This is a genomic window from Pseudomonas sp. FG-3G (assembly GCF_901007645.1).
Taxonomy (GTDB): Bacteria; Pseudomonadota; Gammaproteobacteria; order Pseudomonadales; family Pseudomonadaceae; genus Aquipseudomonas; species Aquipseudomonas rhizophila.
Window position 1 is genome coordinate 139449 of the sequence record NZ_CAAKGZ010000008.1, and the last position, 12804, is coordinate 152252.

Consider the following 12804-nt stretch of genomic DNA (forward strand, 5'->3'; position numbering starts at 1 on the left):
GCTCGCTCCCACACTGGGACGGTGTCGGTCGCAGATCTTCCATTCGCTGAAGCTCAACCGTGGGAGCGAGCTTGCTCGCGATGGCGGCATCAGCCTTACAGAAATCCCAACCTAAAGCACAAACCGCCCATCAAACATCGGCTCGTTATCCAACGCCAACACACCGCTCTCGAAAATCAGATCCAGATGATGGCTGCCCTTGGCCCCGCCACCCAGCCCCAGGTGCAGGCCGCAATGGCGCTCCTCGAAACCGGCATTGCGGGCATAGAGGCTCTTGACCCCTTCGTTGGTGCCGATGCCCAGTTCCTCGATACGCCGGTTGGACGGGTTGGCGTCCAGGTATTTATTGAAGTCGTGTTCCAGGCCCGGCACATCGCTGGCGATTTTCTGAATGGTGGAGTCTTCGATCCACAACTCCAGCGGCGATTGCAGTACGCCGTATTTGCGGGCGAACGGGATGGTGCTCAGGAAAGTGCCGACGAACTTCACCTGACCGTTAATGGTGTCGCTGTGGGTAGCGATTTCGCCGGGTGCCAGGTCGTAGTTGCCAACACCGTTGATGTCGGTCCATTTCTTGACGCTGTTGAGGGCCGTATCGAAATACGAACCGTGGTCATCCTGAAAACTCAACGTCGTTGCTTGGGACATGCGCCGGATCAGGTGACTGTTGAGCCCGGCGATGCGCTGGGGAATCACGCTGAAGGTGTCGTAGAAATAGTCGCCGTAGTCCTTGAACAGCAGCGATTTCTTCCAGTTGTCCGCCATCACGCCTTGCAGCGCGCGAACAAAGTCCGGGCCGTCGGGGCGTGGGGTGGGCAGGGTGGAAGAGTCGTAGAAGAAAATGTACAGATCGCTGTCGGCAATCGCCTTGGACAGTCGCTCCGTGGATTCAAGGTCCAGGCGCATGGTGCTGAACCGGAAGGGTGAACCGCTGCCAGCCTGTTCGGCAATGGCCCCGGTCAGTGCTTCGTAGTCGGCGGTATGGCCGAGCAACACCTTGGCTGGCTGGATGCCGGCCAGGGCGGGATGATGTTCAAGGTAGTAAAGGAAATGTGAGATGGCTCGTTGCGTGTCCATGCTTATTCTTCCCTGACAGTGGTGTTTGGCTTCCCTGAAATCTGCAAAGTGGCGGAGCCGACCGGCCGGATCGCCTCCGCCGGGCGATGCTTACAGAGGCCACATCGCCGTGCCGAACGGAACAACGGCGTCGGCTTGCATCATTTCAACTGCGGCTTCGTGGGTCGGTGCTTCAAACCATTCGTCCAGTTGCAGTTCGGTTTCCAAGTCTTTGTCCAGTGCTTGCATAGTGAATCTCCTAGATGACTTTTACGGAAAGCTGCGGGGTCGATTCCGCGAATGAAAACTGACCGGAATCGGCTCCGCACAACTTGCCAGCACGACGCCTTGGCAAGTCGCTGAAAACCTAGTCGAGGGTTTTTTGGATTGCAAAATAATAATTTTATTTTTTTGTTTGAACTTTTTATTCCATTTTTGCCGAGGAAATTACTTATTCAAAAACAGTTGGCTGTGGAGTTTTTTGCTTAGGTAGCTAGCTACCGTCAATTTGCAGTCGGCTTACAGAAAATTCCTACATGGAAAGTTTGCGTTACGGTATGTAAAGAAATATTGACGATTTTTGCCTGTCAGGCCGGTGGGTACCGGTGTTTGGCTGCGCTGTAAGAAAAAGCTGCCGAAGAGGTCGGTTTGACGGGTTTTCCGACACTTCGCAGCGCTTGTTTCAAACCGGCGGGACGGGTCAGATGCGCGGCAGACCTGAAGTATGGGGTGCGCGGGTGTCTGGTCGCAGGGGGGCAGCGGTGTACAATGCGCCGCGTTTTACTGTGACCCTTCGCGTACCCACGCATTTTCAAGGTTATCCGCCTTGTTCACTCCGCCACGCCACGAGCGTGTCGGGTTCGATTTCGTCACAGATAAAAACAAATAGGTGACGCATGACCGTTGTAGAAAATACGCATTCAGGCGAGCTGAAACGCGGCCTGAAAAATCGACACATTCAACTGATCGCCCTCGGCGGCGCGATCGGTACAGGCCTGTTCCTCGGCTCGGCGGGGGTGCTGAAGTCAGCCGGCCCGTCGATGATCCTCGGTTACGCCATTTGCGGCTTCATTGCCTTCATGATCATGCGCCAGTTGGGCGAGATGATTGTCGAAGAGCCAGTGGCCGGCTCCTTCAGTCACTTTGCCCACAAGTATTGGGGCGGTTTCGCCGGCTTCCTGTCGGGCTGGAACTGCTGGATTCTCTACATCCTGGTGGGCATGTCGGAACTGACCGCGGTCGGCAAGTACATCCACTACTGGGCGCCGGACATCCCGACCTGGGCTTCGGCGGCAGCATTCTTCGTCCTGATCAACGTCATTAACCTGGCCAACGTCAAAGTCTTTGGCGAGGCCGAGTTCTGGTTCGCGATCATCAAGGTCGTGGCAATTGTCGGCATGATTGCCCTGGGTAGCTATCTGCTGGTCAGCGGCCACGGTGGCCCACAAGCTTCGGTGACCAACCTGTGGGCCCACGGTGGATTCTTCCCCAACGGCGTGAGCGGTCTGGTGATGGCGATGGCGATCATCATGTTCTCCTTCGGTGGCCTGGAAATGCTCGGCTTCACCGCTGCCGAGGCCGACAAACCGAAAACCGTGATCCCCAAGGCCATCAACCAGGTGATCTACCGGATCCTGATTTTCTACATCGGTGCCCTGGTGGTGCTGTTGTCCCTGACCCCATGGGACAGCCTGCTGAACACACTCAATGCCTCCGGCGATGCCTATAGCGGCAGCCCGTTCGTGCAGGTGTTCTCGATGCTGGGTAGTAATACGGCGGCGCACATCCTCAACTTCGTAGTGCTGACCGCCGCGCTGTCGGTGTACAACAGCGGCACCTACTGCAACAGCCGCATGCTGCTGGGCATGGCCGAACAGGGCGATGCGCCCAAGGCCCTGGCCAAGATCGACAAGCGTGGCGTGCCGGTGCGTTCGATCCTGGCTTCTGCTGCGGTCACGCTGGTGGCGGTGCTGCTTAACTACCTGATCCCGCAGCATGCGCTGGAGTTGTTGATGTCGCTGGTGGTCGCGACCCTGGTGATCAACTGGGCGATGATCAGCTATTCGCACTTCAAGTTCCGTCAGCACATGAACCAGACCCGCCAGAAACCGCTGTTCAAGGCGCTGTGGTATCCGTACGGCAACTATGTCTGCCTGGCGTTCGTGGTGTTCATTCTTGGGGTAATGCTGCTGATTCCCGGCATCCAGATATCGGTCTACGCGATTCCGGTGTGGGTGGTGTTCATGTGGGTGTGCTACCTGATCAAGAACAAGCGCAGTGCCCGGCAGGACATGGCTGTGGCCGCTGCTGCCAAGTAAGCATCCTTGAAATACAACAAACCCGGCACTTGGCCGGGTTTGTTGTATTCAGACTCATGCTGATCCCTGTGGGAGCGAGCCTGCTCGCGATGGCGCCAGCACATTCAGCATTGATGCAAGCTGACCCACCGTCATCGCGAGCAGGCTCGCTCCCACAAGGGTTGGTCGCTGTCTTGGGGATTCGCGGTATTCTGTGGGTCCTGATACCGGACCTCTTTTTCCATGCTGGCAATTTCCAACACTGTGCACATCCCGGACGCCGAGATCGAGCTGACGGCCATCCGTGCCCAAGGCGCCGGCGGGCAGAACGTCAACAAGGTGTCCAGCGCCGTGCACTTGCGCTTCGACATTGCGGCCTCGTCCTTGCCCGATTTCTACAAGGAGCGGTTGCTGGCGCTGCGCGACAGTCGCATCACCAGCGACGGCGTGTTGATCATCAAGGCCCAGCAATACCGCACCCAGGAACAGAACCGGGCCGATGCCCTGGAACGCCTGACCGAACTGATCCTCAACGCCACCAAGGTCGAAAAGAAGCGCCGTCCGACCAAACCGACCCTGGGCTCGAAGAAACGTCGCCTGGAATCCAAGACCAAGCGCGGTTCGATCAAGGCCGGGCGCGGCAAGGTGGACTTCTAGTTTTTCTCCCGCTCCTGACGATGCTTCGGCGCCTGGCGGTACAGGTAGAGACTCAGCAACAACCCGCCCAAGGCCGCCAGCGCGGCGAACAAAAAGATCGAAGCAAAACCGAAACCTGCGGCAATCGCACCGGCCAACGGCCCGGTAATCCCCAAGGACAAGTCAATAAACAACGAGTAGGCGCCCACCGCCGCGCCACGGCTGGAGGCGGGTACCAGGTTGACCGCTTCCACCCCCAGCGCCGGGAACACCAGGGAAAAACCGAAGCCGCTCAATGCCGCGCCGGCCAAGGCCCAGTGCGCATCAGGCGCCAGCCAGAGCAACAACAAACCCAGGGTTTCCACCGACAGGCAGGCAATCGCCACCCGGAAGCCGCCCAGGCGGTTGATCAAATTACCGAACAGCAAGCGCGCGCCGATGAAGCTGGCGCCGAACAGGCTCAGGCACAGCACTGCGTTGTCCCACTGCTGTGTAGCGTAATACAGGGTGATGAACGTGGCGATGGTGCCAAAACCGATGGAGCCCAGGGCCAGGCCGCAGCCATGGGGCAGGACGCGTCCGAGAACGTGCATGAATGGCAGCCGTTCGCCGGTGACAATGGGCGCCGCCGTTTTCGGCCAGGCCAGCGCCAGCCCCAGCAACGCCAGCAAAATAATGCTGACGCCCATGCTCCACAGCCCCAGGGATTTCACCAGCCACACCCCCAACGGCGCGCCAATCGCCAGCGCGCCGTAGCTGGCGATACCGTTCCAGGAAATCACCTTGGCGGTATTCGCCGCGCCGACCCGGCCGATGCCCCAGCCAATCGATCCCGAGCCTACCAGGCTTTCGGCGCTGCCCAGCACCAGGCGGCCAATCAGCAGGCTGATCAGGCTCAGCGTCGGTAGGTTTGACGTCCAGGCAGACGCCAGCATGAACACACCGCTCAGCCCGCAACCGGCGAGGCCGAACATGACCGCGCGCTTGCTCCCCAGGTTGTCGATGATCCGTCCGGCATAAGGACGACTGAGGAGGGTTGCCAGGTACTGGACGCTGATTACCAACCCGGCGATCACCGCGCCGAAACCCAGTTCGCCGTGGACGAACCCGGGCAACACGGCGAGGGGAATGCCGATATTCAGGTAGCCAATGAAAGTGAACAGAACGATGGAAACGACTTGCAGCGTGACCGCCAAGGGGCGCTGTGTATCTGGCATGGGTAAAGGGTCCACGGAGCAGCAGGATAGATAGGCTGCTTATGATAGCGGTGCCTGCGACCGTGAAGCGTGGAAAAGTAAAACTATTTGCCGGATGGCGCTGGGGTGTCGTCTTGTCCAGCCACCAGGTGTGTGGTGACCAATGCAGCAAGGGCGTTTTCCTCCGTGCCGAAACGTGCCAGCAGGGCGGCTTGTTTCTCCGGGGAAAGGCGCGTCCAGATATCGACCATCTTTTCGGCGGTGCCGATCAGGACGCTGGCTTGGGCTTCGCTGAAGGTAGGGTCATCGGTCATGGGGGGCTCAGGATTCAGGCAGTGTGGAAAGCGCATCTTAGCGCTTTCCACACGGTCTGGTCGTGCGGGTGAATCAGTCTTCGCTGTCGGCCTGGCGGCGTTCAGTGGCTTCTTTGGGCTCGGGTTGCTGGGCGTCTGGTTGCCCTCCGGCTTGTAGCGGGGTCGTCTGCTCAGTTTCGTGCAGGCTAGGGAAGGGGAGATTAGGAATCTCGTGCATATCGCGCTCCTCGCAAAGTCTGTTGGTAGATCCGCGCTTTTACAAAGCTTGGGCAGGATACAGCAGAAGAAATGACAAAAAGACTTTTAAGTTCCGTTGCGGCGACAAAAGGGCTTGTCTGGACAGGACATGTCCAATCATCAAACACCTGCTACCGGTCGTCGCGAAGGCTCAAGAATACGCCCGGCGGGTCGATGGCTTGTACATATCCCGCATTCGGTTGCGACATTGCAAACCACGAACATGGAGGTCGGGACGTGTCGTCCGTGAGCTTGGCTCTTTCTTCTTTTCAAGAGATTTCCCTCCATGTTTCTACAAAAATCCCTGAGAGCGCAGATTCTCGCCTTGCTCAGTGGCAGCCTGCTGGCGATGTTGCTGATTGCCCTGGCGTCTTTCCATTTCCTCTCCAACGGCGTCCAGAACTATCGCAACCTGATCGATGGCCCGTTGCGTGCGTCGCAGTTGATCGATGAGGCCAACCTGCAATTCAAGGTGCAGGTCCAGGAATGGAAGAACGTTCTACTGCGCGGCAAGCAGCCGGCAGACCTGGCTAAATACTGGAAGCAGTTCGAAGATCGCCAGCATGATGTCCAGGGCATTCTTGGCCAGTTGATCGCCCTTGAAGGGGTTGCGACACCCATCAAGACTCGGATCGAGGGTCTGCGAGACGAACACCGTCAATTGGGTGCGGCCTACCAGAAGGGCCGTGATGCGTTTGTGACGGCGGGCGGCGATGCGGCGGCGGGTGATGCGGCGGTCAAAGGTGTGGACCGCGCGGCCAGCGAGCAAATGAGTGCGCTGGTGGTGGAGTTGCGCAAGCTTGCCAGCGAACAATCGGCGCAGATCAGTGCCGGTGCCGATCGCACGATTATGCTGGGCACCGTGATCATGCTGGTTTCCGGCCTGCTGATCGGGCTGTTCAGCCTGTGGCTGGTCAATCGCAACCTGGTGCAGCCGATCCGCAACCTGATCGAATACGTGACCCAACTGAGTCGCGGGCGTTTCGCTGAGCGGGTAGTCAGCAATCGGCAGGACGAATTGGGTGACCTGGCGCTGGCCGCCAATACCCTGCGCGACTTTCTCGCCGAAACCTTCTCGCGTCTGCAGCGCAGTGCCACGGAACTGGACAGTGCCAGTGGCGAGCTTAATGCCATCGCCAGCCTGATGAGCCAAGGCACCAGCGAGCAATTCGAACGCACCGACCAGGTGGCGACGGCGATGAACGAAATGTCCGCCACCGCCCAGGAAGTCGCCCGCCATGCCGCCGACGCGGCACAGGCCGCCGATGACGCCGATCACTCGGCGCAGCAGGGCGAGAAGGTCATGCAAGGGACCATTCACACCATCACCCGCATGCGCGGTGAAATCGCCAACACGGCCACGGTCATCCGCCAGTTGGAAACCGATAGCGGGCGCATTGGCAAGGTGCTGGAAGTCATCCGCGGTATCGCCGAGCAGACCAATCTGTTGGCCCTCAACGCTGCCATCGAAGCGGCGCGGGCTGGCGAGGCTGGACGCGGTTTCGCGGTGGTTGCCGATGAGGTGCGCAATCTGGCCCAGCGCACCGCCTCGTCCATCATCGAGATCAACCACATTATCCAGACCGTGCAAACCGGTGCGGTGGACGCAGCCCAGGCCATCGAGAGCGGTCAGTCGCGCAGTGAAGAGAGCGTGGAGCAGGTGACTCAGGCCGGTGTGATGCTCGAACGCATTACCCAGGCCGTGGAAGCGATTCGCGACATGAATCGTCAGATCGCCACTGCCGCAGAAGAGCAGACCTCGGTGGCTGAAGACATCTCGCGCAACCTGACCGAAATCACCTGCATCGCCAGCACTAACCTGGACAATGTGCAGCGCACCGAAGCCGCGAGTCGGAACCTGCACGGTTTGTCGGGGCAGTTGAATGAAGTGACGGCGCGGTTGAGTGCCTGATCACTGTGAGAGTCAGTTGTTCGAAGACGTAAAAAAGCCGCGCAACCTTAAGGTTGCGCGGCTTTTTTGTTGTTCAATCAAGTGTCCTGTTTGTTGGACAGAACTTTGCCGGTAGTGGCGTCGAAGTCAACATCAAACTCTTTGCCATCGGTGGTTTTCAGTTCAACTTCATATTCGTAACCGTTGAAGTGGTTGTCCAGGTCGGTGTCGGTGATGGTTGCGCCTGGGTGCAACTTCAGGGCTGCTTGGTTCATCTCTTCCAGCGGCTTGATTTTTTCGTTCTTGACCAACTCAGGAATCTGGTCGACTCGAACATCAGCCTGGGCCAGGCCAGCGGTGAGGGTCAGGGCTGCGGCGGTGAAAAGGGCAGTCAAAGTTTTCATGTGTTCTTTCCTTGCTGTGATTAAGGGGTGTGTCGTTTAAGTGGCTTCAGATTAACTGTGGCAACTTAATTCACCCTTAATTCAGTAACCGTTGTTCTCCAGCACCTGCGCCACGCTGCCTGTTTCGGGACGCTTCAAGTATTTGAGCAGTTCGCTGGCGCGGTTGGTAAAGATGCCATCCACTCCGGCCTCCAGCACTTTTTTGAAGTCCACCGCTTCATCCACCGTATAAACGTGCACCAACAAACCCTGGTCATGGGTGTATTGGTTCATCCACGGCTGCACCAAGTCCGAATAACTCTGGCTGCCGCCTTGAGTCAACGCGGCGGACGGCCCGGTGCCGATAGCGCCTTGTGCCTTGGCAAATTGGACCCATTGTTCAAACTCGGCGTTGTCCTTGGGCTGCTGTTTGGCGTAATAGGCCGCCTTGTCCGTTTCGCCGGACTCGGCAAACGTCACCTTCGACTTGGCCTCAATGTAGCCATCGCCCACCCACAACAGCAGGACTTTTGGCACGTTCGGCATTTCTTTTTGCAGCAGTTCGAGGCTGCTCTTTTCGAAGGTTTGCAACACCACTTTACCTTTGCCCTGACCTACACCGGTGGCGCGTTTGGCGAGCTTGGAGCCCGACGGGCTCAACCAGCCGCGGTCCTGCAATTTATCCTTCAGGTCGCGCTCGATGCCGGGGAACAGCTTCGGCTCCTTGGTTTCGATGTACAGCCCCGGTTTGTGCAGCGGGTTGCCTTCGGCGATGTTGATGACTTCATCGAGGGTGAGGATTTTCAGGCCCACGAACGATGGGCGGGCGCGGTCCGGGTAGGCGGTGTTGAACCAACTGCCGGCATCGAGGGCTTTGAGTTCCGCCATGGTGAATTCGTTGGCGGTGCTGTCCTTGCGCTCGGGGAATTTGGTCGCGACATCGGTGGTGCGCAGCAGGCTGTCGTCGTGCAGCACGAACAGTACGCCGTCCTTGCTGCGTTGCAGGTCCAGCTCCAGGTAATCGGCGCCCAGGTCGCGGGCCAGTTTGTAGGCCGCGGCGGTGGTTTCCGGCGCGTCAAACGAGGCGCCGCGGTGGGCGATCACCGCTGGGTGAGGAATGCCCTGAAGGGCCGCTAGGGACTTGGGGGGCGGGGCTTCGCCGGCCTGTGTCTGGCCGAAGCCAAGCAGCAGGCTCAGCATCAGGGCACTACGGGTGAAGGTGACAGGCATGCTCGAGATCCTTTCGTGGGTTTCGCAAAGACCTATCTTTTAACAACTGAACGTTCCTGGCGCTATCGCTATACCGACATAAAAATGCGCAAAGCAGATTTTTCCCACGCTTTTCCAGGTCGCTTTGCAGTACGCTTGGCCGCACCAGTTTCCCCGGCAGAGGGAAACCCGAAGACAGCATCCAATTGCCCTGCGTGTAAACCATCGATCAGACGTCCTGCGGGACGCATCCATGAGGTTTACCATGCGCACCACTTCGACATTCATCTGCCAGGCCGCCGACCAGCTCAAGGGTTTTGTCGGCCTGAACCGCAAAACCGGCCAGTACATCGTGCGCTTCAGCGAAGATGCCTTTGGCATGGACGTGGCCGACGACGGCATCATCCCCACCTGCGAATTTGTCTGGACTCCGGTGGCAGACGGCACCATGGCCCTGAGTCGCCAGCGCATCCAGCTGCTGCTGGACCAGAACATCGACGACCGGATCAACCTCACCGAACCGTTGCGGGTTTACATGGCTCGTAGCGACCTGCCGGAGATTGTTGCCGTGCGTCAGTTGGTGGAAGGCTAAAGCCACGCCGACTATGAATGGGCTGAAAAAAACTGTGGGAGCAAGGCTTGCCCGCGATGGCGGCGGCACATTCAGCACTGATGCAAGCTGACCCAGCGCTATCGCGAGCAGGCTCGCTCCCACAAGGGATTTGCGGTGCGCACCGAATCGGTTAGCCCTGAAAAACCACTGTGGGAGCAAGGCTTGCCCGCGATGGCGGCGGCACATTCAACACTGATGCAAGCTGATCTGCCGCAATCGCGAGCAGGCTCGCTCCCACAAGGGGTCTGAGGTGGACACCGAATCGGTTAACCCTGAAAAACCACTGTGGGAGCAAGGCTTGCCCGCGATGGCGGCAGCACATTCAACACTGATGCAAGCTGATCTGCCGCAATCGCGAGCAGGCTCGCTCCCACAAGGGATTTGCGGTGAACACCGAATTGGGTAGCCCTGAAAAACCACTGTGGGAGCAAGGCTTGCCCGCGATGGCGGCGGCACATTCAACACTGATGCAAGCTGATCTGCCGCTATCGCTAGCAGGCTCGCTCCCACAAGGGATTTGCGGTGAGCACCGAATCGGGTAGCCACGAAAAATCACTGTGGGAGCAAGGTTTGCCCGCGATGGCGACGGCACATTCAACACTGATGCAAGCTGACCTGCCGCAATCGCGAGCAGGCTCGCTCCCACAAGGGATTTGAAGTGGACACCGAATCGGGTAGCCCTGAAAAACTAATGTGGGAGCGAGCCTGCTCGCGATGACGGCGGCACCTTCAGCATGGATGCAAGCTGACCCAGCGCAATCGCGAGCAGGCTCGCTCCCACAAGGGATTTGCGGTGAACACCGAATCGGTTAGCCCTGAAAAACCACTGTGGGAGCAAGGCTTGCCCGCGATGGCGGCGGCACATTCAGCATGGATGCAAGCTGGCCCAGCGCTTTCGCGAGCAGGTTTTGTAGGCTGGCATCAGGTTTGGCGCTGGAAGGCATAGTCCCGTTCGACCTTGCACACCCGCGTGTGGCAATGGGCGTACCAGGTCGAGCGACCGCGTTCGCGGATTGCGCGGTGTTCGGGGTGCTGTTTCCAGGCCAGGATCGCCGCTTCGCTGCTCCAGTAGGACACGGTGATGCCCAAGCCGTCTGCGCCACGGGCCGACTCGACGCCGAGGAAGCCCGGCTGCTCTTGAACCAGAGTCAGCATGCGCTCAGCGGCTTGGGCGTAACCCTGGTCCCCCTCAGTGCGCAGGGAGGTGAAAATCACCGCGTAATACGGGGCGCTCATGATGCTGTCCTCCGGCAAGCCTCGACAAACGCACTGACCAGCGGCGGCACACGTCCTTCCAACGCTGCGCGCTCAGGCTGGAACAGGGTCGCGACAAAAAAAGGATGATCAGCCAGCTCCACGGCCCGTAAATCGCCAGCCGAATCCCGGGCCACGGCGTGCAAGCGGTCACTCAGCAAGTCCCGCTCAAACTGTGGATTGACCCCAAAGCTGCACCGATATCCTTCGAAAACCTTAAGGCGACCATAGGCCTTGGCAATCAACGAATCGGCGTCAAGCTCAAGACAGTCGATGGTTTCGATCAGCGCACAGCTTAACGGCGTCAGCAGTGCCCGTTCAGCCTCGGGAGCTGTTTCGCCATGGGCTGCGTCGGCCCAGCCCATCACATTGCGCGCGTATTCCAGCACGGCATGCTGAAAACCGCCGCAGGTGCCGAGGAAAGGGCGACGCTGTTCGCGGGCAAAACGAATGGCTTGCAGCGCGCCATTTTCGTTTCGGTAAGGGCTGCCTGGCACGCACCAGACTCCGTCGAAATCATTCAGGACGGCGCTGTCGGTGATGAGATCGGTGGCCAGCCATTGAAAACCAATGTGATGACCGGTTTGCTTGCTGGCCAGTTCGAGTGCGATGGGGATGGCCCGATGGGCCGTTATTTGAGGGTCATAGTCGCCGACCAGGGCGATGTGCAAAGAACGCTGGTTTTCCATGAGAGGCTCGCCGCTTGTTGATTCCTGGTCGCCACTATAGATTGGCGTTCACGCAATCAATATTGGCGTTTGCCCAAGTGATCAATGCACCGATGCACTATCGTCTGGACTATCCCGATCTGTCCCTGATCCTGGCGTTGGTCCGTGGCGGTTCGCTGGCCCGAGCCGCGCGCTTGCTGCACGTGGATGTGTCCACGGTCTTCCGCTCGGTACGGCGGCTGGAGGCCGCCCTGGGCCAACCCTTGTTCGAAAAAAGCCGTGCAGGGTATTTGCCCACGAGCCTGGCCCAGGCGCTGGCTGAGCAGGCCGAGCGCGCCGAACAGGCGTTGGAGGCGGCGCGTATCGGGGTGGAGCAGGGCGGTGAGGTCGTCAGCGGCACGGTGCGCCTGACCTGCACTGACTCGGTCCTGCAAGCATTGTTGCTGCCGGCCCTGGCGCGGTTCATGCCTGCTTACCCGGCGCTGTCCCTTGAACTGAGCACCTCGAACGACTTTGCCAACCTGAGCCGCCGCGACGCCGACATCGCCTTGCGACTGACCCGTACGCCGCCGGAACATCTGGTCGGGCGGCATCTGGGTAATGTGGTTTATCGGGTATGTGCCGACACCCGCTATCTGCGTTCGGTAAATACGGATGATCTGGCCGCCATGACCTGGATCGCGCCGGATGACTTTCTCCCCGATCACCCCACTGTGGCTTGGCGCCGTCAGCATCTTCCTGGCGTGGTGCCGGCCTATCGCTGCAACAGCATGCTTTCGGTCACCGAGTTGGTTCGAGCCGGGCTGGGCGTGGCGGCGTTGCCGGACTTTCTGATCGGCGAAAACAAGGGCCTTGCGCCCATTGGCGAACCGCTGGCGGGGTATGACACGGCCCTTTGGCTGCTGACCCGGCCCGACTGTCGCGCCTTGCGCTCAGTGGTGACATTGTTCGATGAACTCAGGTGCAATCTGCGCTTGCACTGACTTTTGTCCAACAGGGCGTTGATGGCTCAATCGAGGATGATCTCCCGGCGGTATAGTGACTTGAGCC

At 59.2% G+C, this 12804-nt stretch carries 14 protein-coding genes; 5 read left to right on the plus strand and 9 right to left on the minus strand.

Going from position 1 to position 12804, the window contains the following annotated elements; all coding sequences use genetic code 11:
* Positions 1–111: 111 nt before the first annotated feature.
* Both PSEUDOMOFG3G_RS04530 and PSEUDOMOFG3G_RS04535 read right to left on the minus strand, forming a co-directional pair.
* Positions 112–1077 carry a leucyl aminopeptidase gene (locus PSEUDOMOFG3G_RS04530; RefSeq protein ID WP_139049334.1) on the minus strand — a complete coding sequence of 322 codons (966 nt, stop codon included), beginning with the start codon at positions 1075–1077 and terminating at the stop codon, positions 112–114.
* 90 nt (positions 1078–1167) lie between these two features.
* Positions 1168–1305: a hypothetical protein gene (locus PSEUDOMOFG3G_RS04535; protein WP_003178782.1), complete on the minus strand. Its 138-nt coding sequence runs from the start codon at positions 1303–1305 to the stop codon at positions 1168–1170.
* Positions 1306–1952: 647 nt separating this feature from the next.
* Between PSEUDOMOFG3G_RS04535 and PSEUDOMOFG3G_RS04540 the strand changes: the two genes are divergently transcribed.
* Both PSEUDOMOFG3G_RS04540 and arfB read left to right on the plus strand, forming a co-directional pair.
* Positions 1953–3374, plus strand: coding sequence for an amino acid permease (locus PSEUDOMOFG3G_RS04540; protein ID WP_139049335.1), 1422 nt, complete (start codon positions 1953–1955; stop codon positions 3372–3374).
* Between the two features lie 222 nt (positions 3375–3596).
* On the plus strand, positions 3597–4010 hold the full coding sequence (gene arfB / locus PSEUDOMOFG3G_RS04545) for an alternative ribosome rescue aminoacyl-tRNA hydrolase ArfB (protein WP_047226974.1): 414 nt from the start codon (positions 3597–3599) through the stop codon (positions 4008–4010).
* Here the strand turns inward: arfB and PSEUDOMOFG3G_RS04550 are convergent.
* The 3 genes from PSEUDOMOFG3G_RS04550 to PSEUDOMOFG3G_RS04560 form a co-directional block, all read right to left on the minus strand.
* A complete protein-coding gene (locus PSEUDOMOFG3G_RS04550) occupies positions 4007–5206 on the minus strand; it encodes an MFS transporter (protein ID WP_139049336.1) in 1200 nt (399 codons plus the stop codon). The genes arfB and PSEUDOMOFG3G_RS04550 overlap by 4 nt on opposite strands.
* 83 nt (positions 5207–5289) lie before the next feature.
* The gene (locus PSEUDOMOFG3G_RS04555) at positions 5290–5535 is read right to left on the minus strand and encodes a hypothetical protein (protein ID WP_076383727.1); all 246 of its coding nucleotides are present in this window, start codon (positions 5533–5535) and stop codon (positions 5290–5292) included.
* Between the two features lie 37 nt (positions 5536–5572).
* The gene (locus PSEUDOMOFG3G_RS04560; protein WP_171061326.1) at positions 5573–5716 is read right to left on the minus strand and encodes a hypothetical protein; all 144 of its coding nucleotides are present in this window, start codon (positions 5714–5716) and stop codon (positions 5573–5575) included.
* 306 nt (positions 5717–6022) lie between these two features.
* Between PSEUDOMOFG3G_RS04560 and PSEUDOMOFG3G_RS04565 the strand changes: the two genes are divergently transcribed.
* Complete coding sequence (locus tag PSEUDOMOFG3G_RS04565; RefSeq protein ID WP_139049337.1) at positions 6023–7648, plus strand: methyl-accepting chemotaxis protein; 1626 nt, start codon at positions 6023–6025, stop codon at positions 7646–7648.
* 77 nt (positions 7649–7725) lie between these two features.
* Here the strand turns inward: PSEUDOMOFG3G_RS04565 and PSEUDOMOFG3G_RS04570 are convergent, their stop codons facing one another.
* Together PSEUDOMOFG3G_RS04570 and PSEUDOMOFG3G_RS04575 are read right to left on the minus strand one after the other, a co-directional pair.
* Positions 7726–8031: a PepSY domain-containing protein gene (locus PSEUDOMOFG3G_RS04570; protein ID WP_139049338.1), complete on the minus strand. Its 306-nt coding sequence runs from the start codon at positions 8029–8031 to the stop codon at positions 7726–7728.
* A gap of 81 nt (positions 8032–8112) precedes the next feature.
* The gene (locus PSEUDOMOFG3G_RS04575) at positions 8113–9240 is read right to left on the minus strand and encodes a glycerophosphodiester phosphodiesterase (RefSeq protein WP_139049339.1); all 1128 of its coding nucleotides are present in this window, start codon (positions 9238–9240) and stop codon (positions 8113–8115) included.
* Positions 9241–9484: 244 nt separating this feature from the next.
* Here PSEUDOMOFG3G_RS04575 and PSEUDOMOFG3G_RS04580 point away from each other — a divergent pair, with 244 nt between their 5' ends.
* Entirely contained in the window at positions 9485–9811 is a 327-nt protein-coding gene (locus PSEUDOMOFG3G_RS04580; protein ID WP_076383729.1) for a DUF2025 family protein, read from the plus strand.
* Positions 9812–10753: 942 nt separating this feature from the next.
* Here PSEUDOMOFG3G_RS04580 and PSEUDOMOFG3G_RS04585 read toward each other — a convergent pair.
* Positions 10754–11068, minus strand: a complete 315-nt coding sequence (locus PSEUDOMOFG3G_RS04585) for an antibiotic biosynthesis monooxygenase (protein ID WP_076383730.1) — start codon at positions 11066–11068, stop codon at positions 10754–10756.
* Positions 11065–11775: a CTP synthase gene (locus PSEUDOMOFG3G_RS04590; protein WP_139049340.1), complete on the minus strand. Its 711-nt coding sequence runs from the start codon at positions 11773–11775 to the stop codon at positions 11065–11067. The genes PSEUDOMOFG3G_RS04585 and PSEUDOMOFG3G_RS04590 overlap by 4 nt, the downstream gene beginning before the upstream one ends.
* A gap of 14 nt (positions 11776–11789) precedes the next feature.
* Here PSEUDOMOFG3G_RS04590 and PSEUDOMOFG3G_RS04595 point away from each other — a divergent pair, with 14 nt between their 5' ends.
* A complete protein-coding gene (locus PSEUDOMOFG3G_RS04595) occupies positions 11790–12737 on the plus strand; it encodes a LysR family transcriptional regulator (RefSeq protein WP_139049341.1) in 948 nt (315 codons plus the stop codon).
* The last annotated feature ends 67 nt before the right edge of the window (positions 12738–12804 follow it).

Excerpts from the sequence above, each read along its gene's own strand:
- PSEUDOMOFG3G_RS04530 (WP_139049334.1), bottom strand. The coding sequence starts at position 1,077 with ATGGACACGCAACGAGCCATCTCACATTTCCTTTACTACCTTGAACAT.
- PSEUDOMOFG3G_RS04535 (WP_003178782.1), bottom strand. The coding sequence starts at position 1,305 with ATGCAAGCACTGGACAAAGACTTGGAAACCGAACTGCAACTGGACGAA.
- PSEUDOMOFG3G_RS04540 (WP_139049335.1), top strand. The coding sequence starts at position 1,953 with ATGACCGTTGTAGAAAATACGCATTCAGGCGAGCTGAAACGCGGCCTG.
- arfB (WP_047226974.1), top strand. The coding sequence starts at position 3,597 with ATGCTGGCAATTTCCAACACTGTGCACATCCCGGACGCCGAGATCGAG.
- PSEUDOMOFG3G_RS04550 (WP_139049336.1), bottom strand. The coding sequence starts at position 5,206 with ATGCCAGATACACAGCGCCCCTTGGCGGTCACGCTGCAAGTCGTTTCC.
- PSEUDOMOFG3G_RS04555 (WP_076383727.1), bottom strand. The coding sequence starts at position 5,535 with ATGCGCTTTCCACACTGCCTGAATCCTGAGCCCCCCATGACCGATGAC.
- PSEUDOMOFG3G_RS04560 (WP_171061326.1), bottom strand. The coding sequence starts at position 5,716 with ATGCACGAGATTCCTAATCTCCCCTTCCCTAGCCTGCACGAAACTGAG.
- PSEUDOMOFG3G_RS04565 (WP_139049337.1), top strand. The coding sequence starts at position 6,023 with ATGTTTCTACAAAAATCCCTGAGAGCGCAGATTCTCGCCTTGCTCAGT.
- PSEUDOMOFG3G_RS04570 (WP_139049338.1), bottom strand. The coding sequence starts at position 8,031 with ATGAAAACTTTGACTGCCCTTTTCACCGCCGCAGCCCTGACCCTCACC.
- PSEUDOMOFG3G_RS04575 (WP_139049339.1), bottom strand. The coding sequence starts at position 9,240 with ATGCCTGTCACCTTCACCCGTAGTGCCCTGATGCTGAGCCTGCTGCTT.
- PSEUDOMOFG3G_RS04580 (WP_076383729.1), top strand. The coding sequence starts at position 9,485 with ATGCGCACCACTTCGACATTCATCTGCCAGGCCGCCGACCAGCTCAAG.
- PSEUDOMOFG3G_RS04585 (WP_076383730.1), bottom strand. The coding sequence starts at position 11,068 with ATGAGCGCCCCGTATTACGCGGTGATTTTCACCTCCCTGCGCACTGAG.
- PSEUDOMOFG3G_RS04590 (WP_139049340.1), bottom strand. The coding sequence starts at position 11,775 with ATGGAAAACCAGCGTTCTTTGCACATCGCCCTGGTCGGCGACTATGAC.